General features: G+C 42.3%; 21 protein-coding genes. 20 read left to right on the top strand and 1 reads right to left on the bottom strand.

The annotated features are described in order from the left end of the window. The first annotated feature begins 11 nt into the window (after positions 1-11). The 13 genes from gucD (at position 12) to SB775_RS17670 (ending at position 11758) form a co-directional block, all read left to right on the top strand. A complete protein-coding gene (gene gucD / locus SB775_RS17730) occupies positions 12-1481 on the top strand; it encodes an alpha-ketoglutaric semialdehyde dehydrogenase GucD (RefSeq protein WP_410862528.1) in 1470 nt (489 codons plus the stop codon). Positions 1482-1550: 69 nt separating this feature from the next. After that, positions 1551-2699 carry a galactonate dehydratase gene (dgoD, locus tag SB775_RS17725; protein WP_410862526.1) on the top strand — a complete coding sequence of 383 codons (1149 nt, stop codon included), beginning with the start codon at positions 1551-1553 and terminating at the stop codon, positions 2697-2699. 17 nt (positions 2700-2716) lie between these two features. After that, positions 2717-3628, top strand: a complete 912-nt coding sequence (locus tag SB775_RS17720; RefSeq protein ID WP_410862525.1) for a dihydrodipicolinate synthase family protein — start codon at positions 2717-2719, stop codon at positions 3626-3628. Beyond that, a complete protein-coding gene (locus SB775_RS17715) occupies positions 3625-4572 on the top strand; it encodes a U32 family peptidase (protein ID WP_410862523.1) in 948 nt (315 codons plus the stop codon). Before SB775_RS17720 ends, SB775_RS17715 begins: the two co-directional genes overlap by 4 nt. 66 nt (positions 4573-4638) lie before the next feature. Next, positions 4639-5598: a C-terminal binding protein gene (locus SB775_RS17710; RefSeq protein ID WP_410862522.1), complete on the top strand. Its 960-nt coding sequence runs from the start codon at positions 4639-4641 to the stop codon at positions 5596-5598. A gap of 14 nt (positions 5599-5612) precedes the next feature. After that, the gene (locus SB775_RS17705; RefSeq protein ID WP_410862521.1) at positions 5613-6476 is read left to right on the top strand and encodes a fumarylacetoacetate hydrolase family protein; all 864 of its coding nucleotides are present in this window, start codon (positions 5613-5615) and stop codon (positions 6474-6476) included. Positions 6477-6494: 18 nt separating this feature from the next. Next, complete coding sequence (locus tag SB775_RS17700) at positions 6495-7451, top strand: sugar kinase (protein WP_410862519.1); 957 nt, start codon at positions 6495-6497, stop codon at positions 7449-7451. Between the two features lie 13 nt (positions 7452-7464). Next, entirely contained in the window at positions 7465-8097 is a 633-nt protein-coding gene (locus SB775_RS17695; RefSeq protein ID WP_410862518.1) for a bifunctional 4-hydroxy-2-oxoglutarate aldolase/2-dehydro-3-deoxy-phosphogluconate aldolase, read from the top strand. Between the two features lie 171 nt (positions 8098-8268). Further along, positions 8269-9084 (top strand): ATP-dependent sacrificial sulfur transferase LarE, encoded by an 816-nt coding sequence (gene larE / locus SB775_RS17690; protein ID WP_410862516.1) that lies wholly within the window; start codon positions 8269-8271, stop codon positions 9082-9084. Beyond that, positions 9081-9851, top strand: a complete 771-nt coding sequence (gene larB / locus SB775_RS17685; protein WP_410862515.1) for a nickel pincer cofactor biosynthesis protein LarB — start codon at positions 9081-9083, stop codon at positions 9849-9851. The genes larE and larB overlap by 4 nt, the downstream gene beginning before the upstream one ends. Then, a complete protein-coding gene (gene larC, locus SB775_RS17680; RefSeq protein ID WP_410862565.1) occupies positions 9832-10650 on the top strand; it encodes a nickel pincer cofactor biosynthesis protein LarC in 819 nt (272 codons plus the stop codon). Before larB ends, larC begins: the two co-directional genes overlap by 20 nt. After that, positions 10647-11123 (top strand): nickel pincer cofactor biosynthesis protein LarC2, encoded by a 477-nt coding sequence (gene larC2 / locus SB775_RS17675; protein ID WP_286140953.1) that lies wholly within the window; start codon positions 10647-10649, stop codon positions 11121-11123. The genes larC and larC2 overlap by 4 nt, the downstream gene beginning before the upstream one ends. Continuing rightward, the gene (locus tag SB775_RS17670) at positions 11120-11758 is read left to right on the top strand and encodes an urease accessory protein UreH (RefSeq protein WP_410862513.1); all 639 of its coding nucleotides are present in this window, start codon (positions 11120-11122) and stop codon (positions 11756-11758) included. The genes larC2 and SB775_RS17670 overlap by 4 nt, the downstream gene beginning before the upstream one ends. 401 nt (positions 11759-12159) lie before the next feature. Here SB775_RS17670 and SB775_RS17665 read toward each other — a convergent pair whose 3' ends face one another. Then, positions 12160-13077, bottom strand: a complete 918-nt coding sequence (locus SB775_RS17665; RefSeq protein ID WP_410862512.1) for a DMT family transporter — start codon at positions 13075-13077, stop codon at positions 12160-12162. A 397-nt stretch (positions 13078-13474) separates the two neighbouring features. On the opposite strand from SB775_RS17665, the gene SB775_RS17660 reads away from it, so the two are divergent. From SB775_RS17660 to SB775_RS17630, 7 genes are all read left to right on the top strand, one after another. Beyond that, a complete protein-coding gene (locus SB775_RS17660) occupies positions 13475-14431 on the top strand; it encodes a sugar kinase (protein ID WP_410862511.1) in 957 nt (318 codons plus the stop codon). A gap of 26 nt (positions 14432-14457) precedes the next feature. After that, positions 14458-15468: an ureidoglycolate dehydrogenase gene (gene allD, locus SB775_RS17655; protein ID WP_410862509.1), complete on the top strand. Its 1011-nt coding sequence runs from the start codon at positions 14458-14460 to the stop codon at positions 15466-15468. Between the two features lie 8 nt (positions 15469-15476). Beyond that, the gene (locus SB775_RS17650) at positions 15477-16496 is read left to right on the top strand and encodes a zinc-binding alcohol dehydrogenase family protein (RefSeq protein WP_410862507.1); all 1020 of its coding nucleotides are present in this window, start codon (positions 15477-15479) and stop codon (positions 16494-16496) included. Between the two features lie 13 nt (positions 16497-16509). Further along, positions 16510-17130, top strand: a complete 621-nt coding sequence (locus tag SB775_RS17645) for a bifunctional 2-keto-4-hydroxyglutarate aldolase/2-keto-3-deoxy-6-phosphogluconate aldolase (protein ID WP_410862506.1) — start codon at positions 16510-16512, stop codon at positions 17128-17130. A gap of 12 nt (positions 17131-17142) precedes the next feature. Then, positions 17143-18219, top strand: a complete 1077-nt coding sequence (uxuA, locus tag SB775_RS17640; protein ID WP_089363389.1) for a mannonate dehydratase — start codon at positions 17143-17145, stop codon at positions 18217-18219. Next, positions 18216-19052 carry an SDR family oxidoreductase gene (locus tag SB775_RS17635; RefSeq protein WP_410862505.1) on the top strand — a complete coding sequence of 279 codons (837 nt, stop codon included), beginning with the start codon at positions 18216-18218 and terminating at the stop codon, positions 19050-19052. Before uxuA ends, SB775_RS17635 begins: the two co-directional genes overlap by 4 nt. A gap of 160 nt (positions 19053-19212) precedes the next feature. Next, on the top strand, positions 19213-20214 hold the full coding sequence (locus SB775_RS17630) for a LacI family DNA-binding transcriptional regulator (protein WP_410862503.1): 1002 nt from the start codon (positions 19213-19215) through the stop codon (positions 20212-20214). The last annotated feature ends 111 nt before the right edge of the window (positions 20215-20325 follow it).

Here is a 20325-nt window from a genome sequence, read left to right as displayed (position 1 = left end):
GGCTAAAGTTTATGATATCAACTACATTTGCAACGAAGACATATAAAAACTTCATTAATAATGAGTGGGTGGATGCATCTTCTGGAAATACAATCGAAAGCATTAATCCTGCGGACAAAGAACCGGTTGGCTACGTTCAAAGCTCAACCGGAGATGACTTAAACAAGGCTGCAGCTTCTGCGCATGAGGCAAAGAGGGATTGGCGCAGGCTCGGGCAGTCTGCACGTGGGCAAATCCTTTTCAAAACGGCCAATATATTGGAAGAAAATCTAGATGAAATTGCCGAAACCATGACTCGCGAAATGGGTAAAACGTTACCTGAAGCAAAAGGGGAAACGGCACGAGGTGTTGCGATCCTCCGTTACTATGCTGGTGAAGGGATGCGGAAAGACGGCGATGTTATACCGTCATCCGATAAAGATGCCCTCATGTTTACAAAACGCTCCCCACTTGGTGTTGTCGGGATAATCACACCATGGAACTTCCCGGTTGCAATTCCTATCTGGAAAATGGCTCCAGCTCTTGTATATGGCAATACAATCGTATGGAAACCCGCTACGGAAGGGGCCGTTACAGCAGCGAAAGTCATGGAATGCTTTACCAAAGCAGGCTTCCCTGAGGGTGTTGTGAATTTTATTACCGGTAAAGGATCAATTATTGGCCAGGGGCTCATCAATCATCCGCTTTTAAATGCAATCACATTTACCGGTTCTGAAAGTGTCGGTCAGAGCGTCGCAAAATCAGCTTCCGCCCGCGGCATAAAATATCAGCTTGAAATGGGAGGCAAGAATCCAGTCATCGTGACGAAAGATGCAAACATCGAACAAGCAGTCGAGGCGGTCATCAACGGTGGATTTCGTTCCTCCGGCCAAAAATGCACAGCTTCTAGCCGTGTTGTTGTTGAATCATCGGTCTATGATGTATTTAAACAAAAACTAGTTGAAGCAGCTGCGAAAATAACGGTTGGCAACGGCCTTCAAGAGGGAATTTGGATGGGTCCCTGTGCAAGCGAAAGCCAGTTCAATACGGTGAAAGAGTACATTGAAAAAGGCAAGCAGGAGGGCGCAAAACTTATACATGGCGGGGAGATATTAACTGGCGGAGACTATGATGGAGGCTTTTTCATTACACCAGCGATTTTTGAAGAAGTGACGACGGATATGGTGATTGCGCAGGCAGAAATTTTTGGACCAGTTATCGCGCTTATGAAAGCTAGCGATCTAGTCGAAGCGATAGACATGGCAAATAATACGAAATACGGATTGAGTGCTTCAATCTTCACATCAAATATTAGCTCGATTCTGGAATTCATCGATGAAATTGAGGTAGGGCTTGTCCGTATTAACGCAGAAAGTGCGGGCGTAGAGTTGCAAGCCCCATTCGGAGGCATGAAAGCATCGAGCACGGGTTCGCGAGAGCAAGGTGAAGCGGCGAAAGAATTTTATACAGCCATAAAAACGGTTTTTATTAAAGGTTCTTAATAAGAGTAAGAGAGGTTTCCATGTTTGAAACTCTCTCTTTCTTCCAAAAAAAACAATGCGAGGTGCTTGATGAAAATCATAAAAATTTCTTTATACAAAGTTCCACCCCGCTGGCTGTTTTTAAAAATCGATACGGATGAAGGCATTTCCGGCTGGGGAGAGCCTGTCGTGGAAGGGCGTGCTGAAACGGTTAAAGCAGCAGTTAACGAATTGACCGATTATTTGATCGGGAGAAATCCGAACGACATTGAAGACATCTGGCAAACACTTTATCGAGGTGGATTTTACCGTGGGGGGCCAATTTTAATGAGTGCCATTTCTGGCATTGAGCAGGCACTATGGGATATAAAAGGAAAATACTTCAATATTCCTGTATACCAAATGCTCGGCGGTAAAGCTCGCCAAAAAGTTAAAGTGTACTCATGGGTCGGAGGAGATCGACCAGTGGATGTTGTGGCAGCTGCAATCGAAAAACAGAAAGAGGGCTTCCTTGCTGTCAAAATGAACGCATCAGAAGAAATGAATTACATAGATAGCTTTTCGAAAGTAGAGGCGGTCATCGAACGCGTTGCTTCAATTAGGGAAGCGGTTGGCAAAGACTTTGGCATTGGGGTGGATTTTCATGGAAGGATTCATAAAACGATGGCAAAGGCGATTGTAAAAGAACTTGAACCATACCATCCAATGTTCATTGAAGAGCCAGTGCTACCGGAAAATAATGAAGCACTTCGTGAGATTGCCTGGCATACTACGTGCCCGATTGCAACGGGTGAAAGGATGTATACACGCTGGGGCTTTAAGCAGCTTCTTCAAGATGGCTATGTCGATATTATTCAGCCGGATCTATCCCACACAGGTGGTATTTTAGAAGGGAAAAAAATTGCCGCGATGGCAGAAGCCTATGATGTAGCGATCGCTCCGCACTGCCCGCTCGGTCCGATGACTCTCGCTTCATCAATTCATTTGGACGCAACGACACCGAATTTCATTATTCAAGAGCAAAGCCTTGGTATTCATTACAACGATGGCATGGACATTCTCGATTATATGAAAAATCCAGAATTATTCGACTATGAAAATGGTTATGTGAACATTCCGGATAAACCGGGTCTTGGGGTGGAAATCGATGAGGAAAAAGTGAAGCTGGCAGCAGAAACTGGTCATGATTGGAAAAACCCCATTTGGCGTAATGAAGACGGGAGCATCGCTGAATGGTAATAAAAGGAGGAAAAACAATGGACTTTCATGGCATCATTCCACCGGTAGTCACCTTATTTGATGAAACGGGGAACTTAGATATGGCGCTGAACAGAAGCTATATCGACCTATTAATCTCACGGAATATAGACGGTATTTTATTGATGGGAAGTTCAGGTGAGTTCTCATCGCTTACAACAGAAGAAAGAAAATTATATGTACGCGAAATGATAAAGCATATTAACAACCGAGTGCCTGTTATGGTCGGGGTCGGGCATACCGCATTAAAAGAGGTGCAAGAACTGACTTCTTATGCAGAAGAGCATGGAGCCGACGGCGTTCTAGTAGTCAACCCATATTACTGGAAGCTGTCTGACGAGCAGTTATACCGACATTTTTCCAGTGTAGCGAATCATACTAATCTGCAGGTTTTCATTTATAATATACCGCTCCTGACAGGTCAAAATTTATCAATCGAATTGATTAAAAAATTAGCTGAAGATCATTCAAACATTACAGGTATTAAAGAGACGGTTAGTGATTTCGGGCATCTTCGTCAAGTGCTGGCGGAAGTGAAGAAAGTTCGCAGTGATTTTCGCGTCTTCTCTGCTTTTGACGAGCACTTGCTTCCGGCTCAAATGATTGGTGCAGCGGGAAGCATTAATGGAAGCGCTGTCTTTGCGCCGGAAATTTCCGTTGATTTATATCAATCGTATCATAAAGGTGACCTTGCTGAAGCACAGAAAAAGCATCAAGTGATTTCAAAACTGATGGATGTGTACAATTACGGTCCGACATTTTTTACTGCCATGAAAGAAGCAGTTCATCAGCGCTGGTTTGACGTTGCGGCTGGACACCGTGCACCATGCGACGTATACCCTGCTGATTTGAGTGACAAAGTAGCTGCTCTTTTAAAAAATATAAATATGAAAGAAGGCGTCCAAAAATGAAAGAATCACGAGACTTGCTTGAACAATTAGGCTACCCATCAACTGATCTTAAAGAACTTCCTACATCAACGAAAACATTTCCAGACGGTGCTCAATACCGCATTGAACTCCCAAGCGTAGAAGGTCCAATAGCACTAAAAGAAACATTGAAAGAAATTGACCGACTCGGTCTGACTATTCACCGAATATCGCAAGGCAGCGGTATCATGCTTCAAACGGATGAAGAAATTATAGAAATGTGTAAAATGACAGCAGAGCGAGGCATGGAACTGAGTTTGTTTGTCGGTCCCAGGGGTTCATGGGATGTCAGTGCTGGACCGCTTACGCCAGGAGGCAAATCTCAGGGAATCCGCCATGAGGGCTCCGATCAGCTTGTTTATGCCATGGAAGACCTGAAAAGAGGGGCTGCACTAGGTCTTCGCGGTGCGTTAGTTGCGGATGAAGGACTCCTTCTTTTAACGAAAGAAATGAAAAAATACGGACAGCTTCCGGAAGACTTTGTTGTTAAAGTATCGGTTCAAATGGGTTCAGCCAATCCAGTATCCGTCAAATTAATGGAAGACATCGGTGCGGATACCTACAACGTGCCACCTGCATTAACGCTGTCTAAACTTGCAGCGATCCGACAATCAATAGACATTCCAATTGATTTATACGTTGAAGTTCCGGATACCTTCGGAGGCTTTCTTCGCTATTATGAAATACCGGAAATAATCCGTGTATTGGCGCCTGTTTACATCAAATTCGGTCTTCGTAATCACCCAGATGTATACCCCTCAGGGAAACAATGGGAAAGTACGAACATCTCACTCACAAAGGAACGTGTACGCCGTTCCGCAATTGGTATTCAAATGATCGAACGATACTATCCAGAAGCAAAAACATCGAAACTCGGTGCAAAAGGACTCGGAATTGCGAAAATTGAAAAGGCAGCAGCGAAATAGTGATATTAACGTGAGGGATCCCCTCTGATATTTACGTATTTGTTACTAAAAAGGAGTTGAGCACAAATGTCCTATAAAATATTATTAACGGATTACGAATTTGAACATTTGAAATATGAAGAAGAGATTTTTCAAGAAAGCGGTCTTGAAATCGAATTCATCAAAGCGCAATGCAAAACTGAAGAAGAAGTAATGGAGCAGGCAAAAGAAGTGGATGCAATTTTAAATCAATATGCTCCTATCTCACGCCGAGTTATTGAATCGCTTGAAAATACGAAAATCATTTCCCGTTACGGTGTTGGCGTCAATACAATTGATCTCAATGCGGCTAAGGAAAAGGGGATTACTGTCGCCAATGTACCAGATTATGGCATGGAAGAAGTATCGAATCATGCATTGGCACTTTTACTTTCTTCGGCGCGTAAAGTAACACTGTTAAACAAGGAAGTGAAAAAGGGTAACTGGGACTTTAAGGTGTGTGTCCCGATTCATCGCTTTAATGAGCAAACTGTTGGGGTTCTGGGATTTGGCCGGATTCCGCGCCGTTTCATTGAAAAGGTGAAACCGCTCGGCTTTAAAACTGCTGCTTACGATCCTTTCGTTTCGGCAGCAGCCATGGCTGCGGTAGGGGTTCAAAAAATGGATCTCGACGAAATTATAGCAGAAGCCGATTATTTGTCGATCCATGTGCCCTTAATTGATGATACATACCATCTGATCAATGAGGAGCGCCTTAAACAAATGAAGAGAAATGCGGTTATCATTAACACGGCACGTGGACCGATAATCGATGAAAAAGCACTTTCTGATGCACTTGAAAAAGGGGTAATTGCAGGTGCAGCACTTGATGTGACAGAGAATGAGCCGGTCAGCACCGATAGCCCGCTGCTAACAATGGACAATGTCATCATTACACCGCACAGCGCCTGGTATTCAGAGGAAGCAATGGTTGAACTTCGTCAAAAGGCAGCGAGAAATATCGTTCAGGTGCTAAACGGAGAATTAACACCATACGCTTTGACTTAGGAAAGGGGAAAAATATGAAAATAGCGGCTTTTTCCGTACAAAACGAACAACACATCGGTCTTGTTAAAAATGATCAAATTATTAGTTTAACGGCTCTCGGTCCAGAAGAATTTCCAGCTTGCATGAAAAAATTCATAGAACGAAGCAGCGAGTTAAGTACACGTGCTGAACAGTTAATTGAGCAACGGGTTAATGACGATGCAATATTCAATCTGTCAGAAGTAAAAATCCTGCCGCCAATCGCAAAGCCGGATAAAATCATTTGCGTAGGACTTAACTATTTTGATCATTGCAAGGAAACGGGGATGGAGCCTCCTGAATCACCGGTCATTTTTTCAAAATATGCAAATGCCATTGCCGGCCATAATGATGCGATTGAAATTCCAATTAATTCAACCGCGGTCGACTTTGAAGCAGAGCTTGCGTTTGTCATTGGAAGAGAAGCGAAACATGTATCAGAAGAAGAGGCAAATGACTACATCTTTGGCTATACAATTATGAATGATATTAGCGCCCGAGACTTGCAATTTCAGGATGGCCAGTGGTCGAGAGGCAAAACGGCGGACACATTTGCTCCATTTGGTCCTGTTATCGTGACACAAGATGAAGTGGGTGACCCCCACAATCTAGCGATTTCGCTTGAATTAAACGGTGAAATTATGCAGGATTCAAATACAAGCAACCTAATTTTTACGGTTCCGAAAATCATCTCATTTTTATCACAGTCCATGACACTAATGCCAGGTGATTTGATTGCAACTGGCACGCCACCAGGCGTTGGAATGGGAAGGAATCCGGAAATCTGGTTGAAAAACGGTGACCGGATGAACATCAGCATTGAGAAGATCGGTACGCTTTCTAATCACGTAATAGCATGACAGAAAGAAGGTGATGACATGGATGTTGTATCCATCGGAGAAACAATGACAGTGTTTACCCCGAATGAAGAAGGTCCACTTCGCCACGCCCGATCTTTTTCAATGAAGTTTGGCGGAGCGGAATCCAATGTCGCGATCGGGTTAAGCCGACTCGGTCATAGGTCACGCTGGATAAGCCGTCTCGGAGAGGATGAATTTGGCGATGCCATGCAATCGTTCATTCGCGGAGAAGGCGTTGATGTCTCTTATGTAACAAGAGACCCTGTTGCGCCTACCGGAGTCTTTTTTAAAGAATTCAGAAGGCTGAATGATACTAGAGTTTATTATTACCGGAAAGATTCGGCAGCTAGCAAAATGACGGCGGATTTACTAACTGATCTTGCCATCCAAGACGCAGCTTATCTCCATATTACCGGAATTACCCCTGCACTAGGGAATTCGTGTCAGTCGCTCTTGGATAAAGCGATCCGCATTGCTAAAGAAAACGGAACAAAAATCGTCTTCGATCCGAATATTCGCTTGAAAATTTGGCCTGATGAAAATGAAGCACGACACATCATAACAAAGTACGCCTCGAAAAGTGATATCGTCATGCCTGGGGTGGCCGAAGCCGAATTTTTATTCGGCTCCTATACACCGGAGATGTTTGCCGATCATTTTCATGAACTCGGTGTCGAAACCGTTTTACTTAAATTGGGCAAAGAGGGCTGTTTAATTTCAGCCCCGTCTGTACCGAAAACATACGTTCCTGGATTCTATGTGGAACGGGTCGTGGATCCAATCGGGGCTGGTGATGCTTTTGCATCCGGTGTACTTTCCGGCCTGCTTGATGGACTGCCGCTAGATGAAGCTGCAAGGCGTGGAAATGCCATGGGAGCAATGGCAACGATGGTAAATGGCGATGTTGAGGGTTTGCCGGTCCGGGCCGACCTCGCTTTGTTCATGAGTGGCGGCTCTGATGATGTGACGAGGTAGAAAGGTGGAAAAAATGACTAAACTTGAAGAGCTTAAACAGGGGAAGCTGGTCGCCGTCATTCGCGGTGCACGCCCAGATCAAATTATACCAATCGCCCGGGCCCTGAAAGAGGGCGGCATCCGAACGCTAGAAATAACAGTGGAAACTCCCAAAGTGTGCCATTTAATTGAAAGAGTGAAAGAGGAGTTCGGTGATGATATCATAGCGGGTGCCGGTACAGTATTGGATCCTGAAACGGCCCGTACGGTCATCATGGCAGGGGCAGAATTCATCTTTTCTCCAACCGTCAATGTCAAAACGATTAAAATGGCGAAGCGCTATGGCGTTATTAGTATCCCTGGTGCGCTTACACCAACCGAAATATTGACAGCTTATGAGCATGGAGCTGACATTATCAAAGTTTTCCCGGCAGATACACTGGGTGTTAGCTACTTTAAAAATCTTAGAGGACCGCTTCCTCACATTCCCCTTATGCCAACTGGCGGTGTAAACCTTGACAACCTTGCATCTTTTTTTAAGGCAGGGGCCATCGCGGCGGGACTTGGTGGTTCCTTGATCAATCCTACGAAATTGATTACAGGTGAAGATTACACCAGGCTGACAGGAATGGCAAAAAATTTTTCAGCTATCGTACAAAAAGGCTAAAGCAATCCGCCGCTTATATGAATTTCGGTCCAATAGGCGCTGGGAATGAAAGTATGACTGTGTTTATTTCCTCCTTTCTTACCAATTTGATGTATCTCTTTCAATCTTTTAGTAGTCCATCAAGGGTGGACAGTAGATAAATTCAGACAAACCAGAAAGGGGAAAAATGCTATGTTACTAGAAAAGTATAGAAATCTGCAGGGGATTCTCCAAAAAATGGAGTCGGTTGTGGTCGCTTTTTCAGGAGGGGTGGACAGCACTTTTTTGCTAAATGTTGCTATTGATACTTTGGGATATGATAATGTGTTAGCCATTACAGCAGATTCGGAAACCTATCCGTCGAGTGAGTTGAAAGAAGCCATTATGCTATCAAAATGGATTGGTGCCAACCATCGAGTCATTCAGACATCGGAGTTGGCCATTCCTGGTTATTCAGAAAATAATCAGAATCGCTGTTACTTTTGTAAAAGTAGTTTATTTGACCAACTGCTTCCTATTCTTGAAGTATATGAATTTAATAATATAATTTATGGAGTCATCGCTGATGATGCTAACGAATTTCGTCCAGGCATGAAAGCAGCTAAAGAAAAAGGAATCAGGGGACCTCTTCTAGAAGCCGGTTTATTCAAAGAAGAAATAAGAGAATTGTCCAAGCAAGCCGGTTTGCCAACCTGGGATAAACCATCATTCGCTTGCCTATCTTCACGCATTGCATATGGCGATATCATTACGAAGGAAAAATTGATGAAAGTGGATAAATCAGAAGCTTACTTAAAATCATTGGATATTCATCAGGTAAGAGTCAGGACGCATGAGGATACTGCCCGAATTGAAGTTGAACCCGTTGATATGCCGCGAGTTCTCCAATACCATGTGGCGATCACGAAACGACTGAAGCAATTTGGTTATAAGTATGTATCAATGGATCTCACGGGCTATACAAGCGGAAGTATGAATATAGGACTTAAAAAGGAAGAAAAGTTATGATTGATGATATTTTAGAGCAGGTTCAAAATGGTTCATTGACAGCAGTTGAAGCAAAGGAAAAACTTGCATCATATGAAAATTTAGGGTTTGTAAAAATTGATCATCATCGTAAAAGGAGACAAGGCTTTCCCGAAATTGTGTTTGGAGAAGGGAAAACAGCTGAGCAAATTTTAGCGATTGTACAATCACTGCGGACAAGGAATGATTCTGTGCTTGTGACTCGAATTTCCCGGGAAAAAGCAGTATTTGTACAAAAAGAATGCAGTGAATTTGAGTATAACGATATGGCACGGACACTTGCTTGGGTTAAAGAAAAGCCCAAATCCGTAGGTTCATATATTGCAATTGTGTGCGCCGGGACATCAGATTTGTCCGTTGCTGAAGAAGCTGCCGTGACGGCCGAAACACTAGGTATTCCAGTCAGGCGTATATACGATGTTGGGGTTGCTGGGCTGCACCGCCTCCTTGATAATATAGACGAGATACGAGGGGCTACCGTATCAGTTTGTGTAGCGGGGATGGAAGGGGCACTCCCAAGTGTGTTAGGAGGCCTTGTTGCGAATCCAATTATTGCTGTTCCGACAAGTATCGGTTACGGTGCCAATTTTAACGGTTTATCTGCACTTTTATCAATGCTTAATACATGCGCATCGGGTGTAAGTGTGGTGAACATCGATAATGGATTTGGTGCAGCCTACAATGCAGCGATTATATACAAACTTGTACATAAAAAGGAGATCAATGATGATGAGGACATTATATTTTGACTGCTTTTCCGGCATAAGCGGAGATATGGTTATTGGTGCGTTGATTGATGCAGGTGCAGACCCTTTACAAATGGAAGAAGAGTTAAAAAAGCTGAATATAGATGAAGAATATAATCTGTCATGGGGGAAAGTCGTCAAAAATGGCATTACGAGTACTAAATTTGATGTCATTCTTACCAGTAAATCAGAGCAACCACATGAACACAGCCACACTCATGGACATGAACACAGCCACAGTCATGAAACAGAACCCAACCATAGCCATGCACCTCACAATCATCATGGTAGCCGCACCTACAAACAAATTGTAGAAGCCATCAATGAGGCAAACCTAAATGAATCGGTAACAAACATGTCACTCGCCATATTTAAGAAGATTGGTGAAGCGGAAGGGCACATACACGGGCTTCCGCTTGATAAAGTTCACTTTCATGAGGTAGGAGCTGTAGATTCAATAATAGATATAATCGGGGCTGCAATTTTAATCGATCAGCTAGGTATTGAATCAGTTCAGTCATCAGCCATTCCAACGGGATCTGGACATATACATATTGATCACGGTGTATACCCGGTTCCTGCACCTGCTACACTTGAAATATTAAAGGGGGTACCGATTGCCTCAAACGTTATTCGTTCCGAATTAGCAACGCCGACCGGTGCTGCCATCGCTACGGTTTTAGCTGAAAAATTCGGCACGCTTCCAGCCATGACTGTCGAATCGATTGGCTATGGTGCGGGGACAAAAACATTTGAAAATCACCCGAACGTCCTTCGCATTATTATAGGGAAGATTCAATGAAGCGCCCACCTGATCATGAGCATCTTGATGGACAAATGGTAAAAATGGAAGTGAATCTAGATGATATTTCCGGTGAATGGCTTGGTCATGTAATGGATTTGTTGTTTGAATCAGGAGCAAATGATGTATTTTATACCCCAATCTTCATGAAAAAAAATCGACCGGGGGTGTTATTGCAACTTCTCTGTTCACAGCAGCAGATTTCGAAAATCAAGAAGATATTATTTGCTGAAACGACGACTCTTGGTATACGCTACTATCCTCTTACCGTGCACAGGCTCGAACGATCTTTTTTACATGTAGACACACAATGGGGGCAAGTGACGATAAAAAGAGGGTACCATGAAGGCCAACCCATACAGCAGGCACCTGAATATGAAGATTGCCGTAAAATTGCCGTTCAGAACAATATACCTCTTAAAAGGGTGTATGAAGAAGTATGGAAGTGTCTCGGGGAGGTGGTAGAGAAATGAGCTTGGTGTCGATTCTTACATTAGGATTCCTATTGGGGATAAAGCATTCGTTAGAGCCGGATCATGTTATTGCAGTAGCAACCACGGCAGGAAAAACGAAAAAATTATCACGGTCCACTCTAACCGGGGTGTATTGGGGAATAGGGCATACATGTACGCTGTTTCTTATAGGTATGCTATTCATTTGGATGAAAGGGGAAATTCCAGAGTCGTTAAGCATGACGCTGGAATTCGGCGTTGGTATTATGCTTGTTATTCTAGGGGCGAAAAGTTTATTTAAAGCTCGCCATGATATCACGAACGACAAAGATAGATTTCGTCCTTTTTTGGTGTCTGCTTTAATTGGGTTCGTCCATGGTCTCGCGGGCAGTGCCGCAATGGTCATTCTAACTATGTCGACCGTAAACGGTATAGGCGAAGGATCCATCTATATCATTATATTTGGCGCTGGGACGATAATTGGTATGCTGTGCTTTACAACTTTACTAGGCATACCGTTTGCTTTGAATGGAAAGGATATCGTTTTAAACCGAATCTTCATCAAACTGGCGGGAGCATTAAGTTTTGCATTCGGACTTTATTATATATACAAATTGGGTGTAACAGAAGGCTTGTTTGCAATCTGGGCTAATTGATTTACTTTATAAGCATGACTGGAATCTCAGGCTGTCCGTGACCCATAGACAGTCTCTTTTATATTTTTTAATATATTAAAACCAATAGTAAGTAAACAATATGTCTTCAACGAGGTTTCTAAGAAAGAAAAGGGCCACAGCTGACAAAAAGGCTTGTCATAATGAACATATTTCTATGGAAATGTCCATGTGAATTTAGGGGTGTTTTGTAACGGATATGTATCTCCAATTATTATTCTGAAAGAATGTTTAAAGGGTTTATAATCATCTGGTAGATGGAGGAGAGGGTGGACAAGATAAGACCCTATGACACTGCTAGGCCATTTAAGATGGTAGTGTCATAGGGGCTCTTATTCTAGTACGAAGAAAAAAGTTACTTAATCTAGGTGATGCCGTTACCTCTAGGCAGATATACGTTTATTTTTCCTTTGTAGAATCCATATTTCAATTGCACCGGAGCCAAGCAATACCCCCGAAACAATGAAGATCAGTCCAATGAAATGTGCAGGCACAATGGCTTCATTGAGGAAAAATGCTGCCCCTAACAAAGAGAATAGGGTGTTTAAGTTAAGAAAAATGGATGATTCGGCTGCGCCAACCTTACCAATGGCATAATTATAGCTCATGTGCCCGAGGGCAGTGGCAAAAATGGCGGAGAAAATAAAAGCTCCCCATATGGAGTTTGGTGCAGCTGCCAGTGAAGATAAGCCCTCGGGTTCCTTCCATAAGCTGATGGCAAAAAGAATAAAAGACCCGATCAGCATCATGTAGCCGGTTAGTAATCGTGGATCCATTGTTTTTGAGGCTTTATTGATAAGTATGAAACTTAATGCCTGTGAAAGTATGGAAAGTAAAATATCCACATCTCCCAGATTAATAGAATGAAGTCCTCCACTTCCTGCCATAACGGTAAAACTCACACCTAGGGCACCGCATATAAAGCCAAAAAGCCTGATTAAAGTGGGCTTTTTACGAAAGAATATCATGGTCAAGATGACAGTCAGAATTGGCCCCATGCCCAAAATCAGTCCAGCATTCGATGCAGAAGTCTTCGTCAATCCCTCAGCTAAAAAATAATGATGAAAAACGACACTCAAAAGTGCTCCTCCAAAAACGTAAAAAAGTTCACTTTTTTTTGGAAGGCGTATTAGTCCAAGAATGATAAGAATAAGAATGACTACAAGGGAAGCTGTAAAAATTCTCAAAGAAGTGATTGTTACGGGCTGTGTATTCGCAACTAAAATTTTAATAACTGAGACATTTAACCCCCATGTTATCATTATTCCTGTAAGTAAGATGTAAATTTTCAAAAAACTCATTCCAAAAAACAACCTTTCATACTTATTTAACAATTGATATATTATACAACTTTCTCCAAATTAATAGCAAAGAGTTAAATTTGATTGAAAGCTCATGGATGAAAATCAGAAACTCTTAATCATTAAAAAAAGAGGGAAGGAATAAGTCCTTCCACTTACCGTAATATGGTGTTTTTATCATAAATTTGGCTGAAAAATAATATTAAATAAAAATAAAATTATGAATTATCAAACTTTTCTATTGTTTTTGGTAGGGTTTTCATTTACAATTTCCTTATGATTTACCAAACCGGTTTAGTATATTACTAAATCGATTTAGCTAAGAAATGTAATGAAAGTGATATGATCAAATATTTTTGTTTTTATTTGTGATTGTTCGAAAGAAGGAGGTACTGTATTGTCATCAAAATATGGTGTTTTAACGCTCGGCGACGCCATGATTACGCTAAATCCGGAAGAGACAGGACCTTTAAGATTCGTTAACCGTTTTGAGCGAAAAGTAGGAGGCGCTGAACTGAATTTTGCGATTGGCTGTGCAAGGCTTGGCATGAGGGCAAAATGGATAAGCCGCTTAGGCAAGGATGAATTCGGTAAAGTTATATATAATTTCGCTCGTGGGGAAGGCGTGGACATGAGTGATGTTGCCTATGTAAATGGATATCCAACATCTCTTAACTTTAAAGAAATCCGGGAAGATGGTTCCGGAAAGACATTTTATTACCGTTATCAATCTCCCATTTTAACTTTAAAGCCGGGAGATATAACAGAGAAGATGTTTGAAGAGATTGATATAGTCCACCTTACTGGAGTATTTTTGGCTATAGATCCCAAAAATGTGGATATTGCCAAGAGGGTAATGGATATTGCAAAACAAAAAAATATACCTGTTTCATTTGATCCGAATATTCGCCTAAAGCTATGGTCCATCGAGGAAGCAAAATCAGTATATTATGATATTTTTCCATATGTTGATATGTTGCTTACAGGTTTGGATGAAATAAGATTGATCATCGGAACTGACTCTAAAGAATCTTTGGCGGAATTCGCAAAGGTGAATAATATTGATCAGCTTGTCATTAAGGACGGGAAACATGGTTCAAAACTATATACCAAAAATGATTGGCATGAAAAAGAAGCCTTCCCTGTTACACCTGTTGATACTGTTGGTGCGGGAGATGGTTATGATGCCGGTTATATTTACGGATATCTTCATGGCTTATCGATTGAAGAAAGGTTGACATTCGCAAATGGTGTAGGAGCTCTTGTCACCACTGTTGCAGGGGACAATGAAGGATTACCATATTTGGATGAAGTAATGCCTTTCATACAGAATGAGGCTGTTATAGAAAGATAGATGACTGAAAGAAATGAGGGGGAAAAATGGCAACAGTAACGATACAAGCCGAGGAAGCAAAACGATTAGTCATACAACAGCTGACCAAAGTGGGTTTAAATGAAGAAAATGCCGGGAAAATCGCGGAAGTATTGGTTCATGCCGATCTTAGAAATGTCAATTCCCATGGTGTCTTGCGAACAGAGCATTATGTGAACCGTTTACTGGCAGGGGGAATAAATCCCGATGCCCAGATTTCCTTCCAAAAGACAGGGCCCGTCACCGGTGTAGTTGATGGAGATGATGGATTTGGGCATGTGATTAGTGACGTGGCCATGGACCATGCAATCGAAATGGCTAGAGATTATGGCGTGGGCATGGTGACTGTTCATAATAGCAGCCATTGCGGGGCACTAAGCTATTTTGTTCAAAAAGCCGCTGATGCAAAGTTGATTGGCATTGCGATGTCACACACCGATAAAATTGTGGTCCCGTTCGGAGGAAAAACATCATTTCTTGGTACCAACCCAATCGCTTACGGAGTACCTGCCAAAACGAAGAAACCCTTTATTCTTGATATGGCAACATCCAATGTTGCGCTGGGGAAAATCCTCCAGGCACGCGAAGAAGGAAAGGAAATCCCTGAAGGATGGGGAGTGGATGAAAATGGAGCTAATGTCACAGACCCGAATAAAGTCGCTTCCCTTTCCACTTTCGGAGGCCCGAAAGGCTATGGTCTATCCGTAATTGTAGATGTGTTTTCTGGATTATTGGCCGGTGCGGCATTTGGCCCGCACATTGGAAAAATGTATGACGACCTTGATAAGAAACGGAAGCTTGGACATTATTTTTGTGTAATTAATCCTTCGTTCTTTACGGATACTGATATATTTTTAGAGCAAATGGATCAAATGATCGAAGAGCTGCAACAGGTTGAACCTGCTCCAGGGTTCGATCGCGTATATGTACCGGGTGAGATTGAACAAATCAATGAAGAAAAAAACCTGAAACAAGGTATTACGATAGCATCAAGTGTTTATGAATTTCTTACAAAGTAGGTGGAGAAATGAAAGCGGTTCAAGTACGGAAAGCTCATGAACTGATCATTCAAGAAGTGGAAAAACCTCGGATTTCAAACTCGACGGATGTCCTTGTAAAAGTAAAAAGAGTCGGGATTTGCGGATCGGATATGCATATTTACCATGGTACGAATCCTCTTGCTACGCTGCCGCGTGTCGTTGGGCATGAAGTAGCGGGAGAAGTTGTGGAGATAGGTCAAGGTGTCGCGGGCATAAAAGTGGGGGACCATGTTGTTATTGAGCCCATCAGTTACTGCGGGGAGTGTTACGCCTGCCGAAAAGGCCGCCAAAATGTTTGTGAAAAACTTTCCGTTTTTGGGGTACATGAAGATGGTGGGATGAGGGAATGGTTCGTCCTTCCGGAGAAACAATTACATGTTGTGGATTCCGCTTTAGCTTGGGAAGAAATAGTATTGGCTGAGCCATACACAATCGGCGCACAGGCCGTTTGGAGAGGTGAAGTGGAGGAAGGGGAAACAGTGCTTATCCAGGGAGCCGGGCCTATTGGAATTTGCATATTAAAGATGGCAAAGCTTCAAGGAGCATCAGTGATGATCACGGATTTAAGTGAAGAGCGTTTGGAATTCGCTAAAGAAAGCGGCGCCGATATCACCATCCATGCTGGAAAAGAAGATGTTCAAAAACGAGTGGAAGAATGGACGAAAGGCGAAGGGGCCAACGTTGTCATTGATGCAGTATGCTTACCGATGACATTCGAATTGTCTTTCGATGTCGTGTCAACGGCGGGGCGGATTGTCGTACTCGGTTTTGATGAACGTCCTTCATCGGTTTCCCAGCTACCAATCACAAAAAAGGAAGTATCGGTGAAAGGATCTAGATTGCAAACCAATCAGTTCCCAAAAGTGGTGAAACTTTTAAATGAAGGAAAACTCAGACATGAAGGTTTAGTTACCCATACATTTTCGCTCGATGATATCCAGGAAGCATTTAATTTTGTTGAAAATCATCCCGAACAAGTTCGAAAAGCGATCATCGTTTTTAATTAAGGGGGTAGGAGTTATGGATAAACATTCAATCATACATCGAATAACGGAAACGAAAGTTGTAGCTGTTATCCGGGGACAGGATGCAAAGGAGGCGGCACAACTTTCTAAAGCAGCTGTGGAAGGCGGTATTCAGGCAATCGAATTGACGTATACAACACCGGGAATTGAAGAAGCTTTCAAAGATCTGCAAAATACGGATGCACTAATAGGAGCAGGCTCGGTACTTGATTCTGAAACGGCTCGGCATGCGATTTTAGCTGGCGCCAATTTTATCGTCAGCCCCTATTTTGTCAATGGCGTAGCCGAACTTTGTAATCGATACGGCATTCCCTATTTGCCTGGATGCATGACAATTAGAGAAATGGCTACATCATTGGAAGCAGGTTGTGATGTTTTGAAGTTATTTCCGGCAAATCATTTTGAACCTTCTTTCATCAAGTCGGTTAATGGTCCACTGCCCAATGTAAGGATCATGCCAACCGGCGGAATCAATTTGGATAACATGAAGGACTGGCTGAATGCAGGCGCGGTAGCAATCGGGATCGGCAGTGACTTGAACAAAGCATATCAAAATGGCGGATATGAAGCCGCAGTGGAATTAAGCCGAAAATACATGCAAAAAATTGCGGAATAATGGAGGTGCATGATGAACATTACATTTAGATGGTACGGGAAAGACAATGATACCGTTACACTGGAGCACATTAAACAGATTCCTGGAGTGAAAGGTATTGTCTGGGCACTTCACCAAAAACCTGTTGGTGAGGTATGGGAAAAAGAAGAAATTCAAGAAGAAATTGAGTATATCCAATCATTTGGTTTTCACACGGATGTCGTAGAAAGTGTAAATGTCCATGAATCGATTAAATTGGGTAATGAAGACCGCATGATATATATAGAGAAATACAAAGAGACGATCAGGAATCTTTCGGAAGCTGGAGTGAAGGTCATTTGTTATAACTTCATGCCGATCTTTGATTGGACTCGGACGGAAATGTTCCATCCTTTGGAAGATGGCTCAACTGCCCTATTTTATGAAAAAGCGAAAGTGGATACGTTAGATCCTCAAGATTTAATTCGTACTGTAATGGAAGCTTCAGATTTAACTTTACCAGGTTGGGAACCAGAAAAGATGGATAGAATCTCTGAATTATTCGAAGCTTACAAAACTGTAGACGAAGAGCAGCTATGGGCGAATCTTGAAATATTCCTAAAAGAAATATTACCTGTTGCAGAGGCCTGCGGTATAAAAATGGCAATACACCCGGATGATCCGCCATGGTCCATTTTTGGCTTGCCAAGAATCATCACCGGTGAGTCGAGTTATGAAAAACTGATCTCGATTTCGGATTCACCATCGAATGCGTTTACCTTGTGTACAGGATCTATGGGGGCAAACCCTGAAAATGATATGGTCCAGGTGGCTAAAAAATATGCAGACCGTTCACCTTTCTCGCATATACGCAATGTGAAGATTTATGAAAATGGTGACTTTGTGGAAACATCCCATCATACCCAGGATGGATCGATCAATATACAGGGCGTCGTGGAAGAATTGAATAAGCAAAATTATACTGGTTATGTCAGACCGGATCATGGCCGCCATATATGGGGTGAAGTTTGCCGCCCAGGTTACGGTTTATATGACCGAGCATTGGGAATCATGTATTTGCTCGGATTATGGGATGCATATGAAGCTACTAAATTAGGTGAAAAATCATGATTCCCATTCATGAAAACTTATCGAACAGGGTGGCAGTTATCACTGGAGGCAGCGGTGTCTTATGTTCCAAAATGGCGGTGGAATTGGCCCGTCATGGTGTCAAGATAGCTATATTGAACAGAACGGCGGAAAAAGGGCAAGAAGTGGTCGAACACATTGAACAAACTGGGGGGACTGCGATTTCCATCGCGGCAAACGTTTTGGATAGAACCTCATTGGAAAATGCAAAAGGGAAAATAATAGAATCGTTCGGAAGAGTGGATCTATTAATAAATGGTGCGGGAGGCAATCACCCTGATGCCATTACAGCTCCAGAGAAATATGGGGAAGAAGCAGAAGGAAAATCCTTTTTTGATTTGGATGAAAATGGATTCTCTCAGGTTTTTGCCAGTAATTTCACCGGTACATTTTTGGCCAGTCAGGTTTTTGGGAAAGAGTTATTGCAAGTGGAAGCACCTGTTATCGTGAATGTATCTTCCATGAGCGCCTACGCTCCAATGACTAAAGTACCAGCATATAGCGCTGCCAAAGCTTCGATAAATAATTTTACCATGTGGATGGCTGTTCATTTTGCCGAAGAAGGTTTACGGGTGAATGCCATTGCTCCAGGATTCTTTTTGACGAAGCAAAATCGGGATCTTCTGCTTAATGAAGATGGCAGTCTGACGGCAAGATCTAATAAAATCATTACTTCAACACCCATGAAGCGCTTTGGGCAGCCTGAAGATTTACTTGGTACCTTGCTTTGGCTAGTTGATGAATCCTATTCGGGCTTTGTCACGGGAATTACGGTACCAGTCGATGGGGGCTTCATGGCATACTCCGGCGTGTGAATTCAGCTCCTATATATAGGCAAACAAGTGACCGTAAGTAAATTAGTTCCACTGTATGGGAAATTGACTTTTTTACTGCATCAGAAGGTGATTGTAAAGCTTTCCTTATTATAATAGAATATTCCTTATATATCGAAATCACACGACAGGGATGAATGAAATGAAAACCATTACAATTACTGATGTCGCCAATCACGCGAAAGTATCAAAAAGCACAGTTTCCCAATACCTGAATAAACGTTACGAATATATGAGTGAAAAAACCAGGAAAAAGATTGAAGAAACAATAGAAGAGTTAAACTATCAGCCTAATATAATAGCACGCAGTTTAAAACAAAAATCCACTTTTACCGTTGGGGTGGTGGTTGCCAATATCCTTCACACGTTTTCAACTCAGGTTATTAGAGCTATAGAAAACTACTTTTATGAACAAGGGTTCCATATTATCGTATGCAATGCAGATGACAATCCTGAAAAGGAAAAGAATTATATTGAAATGCTAAGAGCTAAACAAGTGGATGGGATCATCATATTCCCCACAGGGGACAACCTTGATTTATATCAACGTATGAAGAGTGATCATTTCCCGATTGTTTTCATGGATAGGACGATCGAAGAATTGGATATTGCAACAGTCATGCTCGATAATCACCTTGCTTCCAAGTTAGCGATCGACAGGTTTATTGAAAAGGGTTATAAAACCATTGCAATCATAACCACTTCAATAATACGCGATATCAGTCCTCGTATCGAACGAATCCAAGGGTACAAGGATTCACTTGCGACACATGGGATACCATTCAATTCTGAATATATTAAAACAGTGAACGCAGATGAAATTCCGGTTGCACTTTCAGAATTTTTCGAATTGGAAAAGCCGCCTCAAGCCATTTTGGCAGGAAATGATATCGTACTTAATGAAGTGTTGCGTTATATGAAACAGCACGAAATCAATATACCTGATGACATAGCGGTCATAGGGATTGATGATGTGTCCTATGCCAGTTTCTATACACCGACCATCACAACGGTAAATCAGCCAGCCATTGAAATGGCCAACTTGGCAGCAGAGTTACTGCTTAGTCAAATCAATAAAATAGGAATAGAGGATACAAGCGTGCATCGCTTGAAACCGACTTTGCTTTCAAGGAATTCTTGCTAGAACCGGATGTAAGAATTCCTGTGAAAAAGAAAGCGCTTTTTTACGGGAATTCTAAACCGATTTAGTTAAAGTTCATATAGGCTTTACTCTTGGTTATTAAATGGAAACGTT

It is taken from the genome of Peribacillus sp. SIMBA_075, from assembly GCF_046534585.1.
The sequence above is the reverse complement of the archived record's forward strand: the minus strand, read 5'-3'. Positions and strand labels throughout refer to the sequence as shown.

Excerpts from the sequence above, each read along its gene's own strand:
- gucD (WP_410862528.1), top strand. The coding sequence starts at position 12 with ATGATATCAACTACATTTGCAACGAAGACATATAAAAACTTCATTAAT.
- dgoD (WP_410862526.1), top strand. The coding sequence starts at position 1,551 with ATGAAAATCATAAAAATTTCTTTATACAAAGTTCCACCCCGCTGGCTG.
- SB775_RS17720 (WP_410862525.1), top strand. The coding sequence starts at position 2,717 with ATGGACTTTCATGGCATCATTCCACCGGTAGTCACCTTATTTGATGAA.
- SB775_RS17715 (WP_410862523.1), top strand. The coding sequence starts at position 3,625 with ATGAAAGAATCACGAGACTTGCTTGAACAATTAGGCTACCCATCAACT.
- SB775_RS17710 (WP_410862522.1), top strand. The coding sequence starts at position 4,639 with ATGTCCTATAAAATATTATTAACGGATTACGAATTTGAACATTTGAAA.
- SB775_RS17705 (WP_410862521.1), top strand. The coding sequence starts at position 5,613 with ATGAAAATAGCGGCTTTTTCCGTACAAAACGAACAACACATCGGTCTT.
- SB775_RS17700 (WP_410862519.1), top strand. The coding sequence starts at position 6,495 with ATGGATGTTGTATCCATCGGAGAAACAATGACAGTGTTTACCCCGAAT.
- SB775_RS17695 (WP_410862518.1), top strand. The coding sequence starts at position 7,465 with ATGACTAAACTTGAAGAGCTTAAACAGGGGAAGCTGGTCGCCGTCATT.
- larE (WP_410862516.1), top strand. The coding sequence starts at position 8,269 with ATGTTACTAGAAAAGTATAGAAATCTGCAGGGGATTCTCCAAAAAATG.
- larB (WP_410862515.1), top strand. The coding sequence starts at position 9,081 with ATGATTGATGATATTTTAGAGCAGGTTCAAAATGGTTCATTGACAGCA.
- larC (WP_410862565.1), top strand. The coding sequence starts at position 9,832 with ATGAGGACATTATATTTTGACTGCTTTTCCGGCATAAGCGGAGATATG.
- larC2 (WP_286140953.1), top strand. The coding sequence starts at position 10,647 with ATGAAGCGCCCACCTGATCATGAGCATCTTGATGGACAAATGGTAAAA.
- SB775_RS17670 (WP_410862513.1), top strand. The coding sequence starts at position 11,120 with ATGAGCTTGGTGTCGATTCTTACATTAGGATTCCTATTGGGGATAAAG.
- SB775_RS17665 (WP_410862512.1), bottom strand. The coding sequence starts at position 13,077 with ATGAGTTTTTTGAAAATTTACATCTTACTTACAGGAATAATGATAACA.
- allD (WP_410862509.1), top strand. The coding sequence starts at position 14,458 with ATGGCAACAGTAACGATACAAGCCGAGGAAGCAAAACGATTAGTCATA.
- SB775_RS17650 (WP_410862507.1), top strand. The coding sequence starts at position 15,477 with ATGAAAGCGGTTCAAGTACGGAAAGCTCATGAACTGATCATTCAAGAA.
- SB775_RS17645 (WP_410862506.1), top strand. The coding sequence starts at position 16,510 with ATGGATAAACATTCAATCATACATCGAATAACGGAAACGAAAGTTGTA.
- uxuA (WP_089363389.1), top strand. The coding sequence starts at position 17,143 with ATGAACATTACATTTAGATGGTACGGGAAAGACAATGATACCGTTACA.
- SB775_RS17635 (WP_410862505.1), top strand. The coding sequence starts at position 18,216 with ATGATTCCCATTCATGAAAACTTATCGAACAGGGTGGCAGTTATCACT.
- SB775_RS17630 (WP_410862503.1), top strand. The coding sequence starts at position 19,213 with ATGAAAACCATTACAATTACTGATGTCGCCAATCACGCGAAAGTATCA.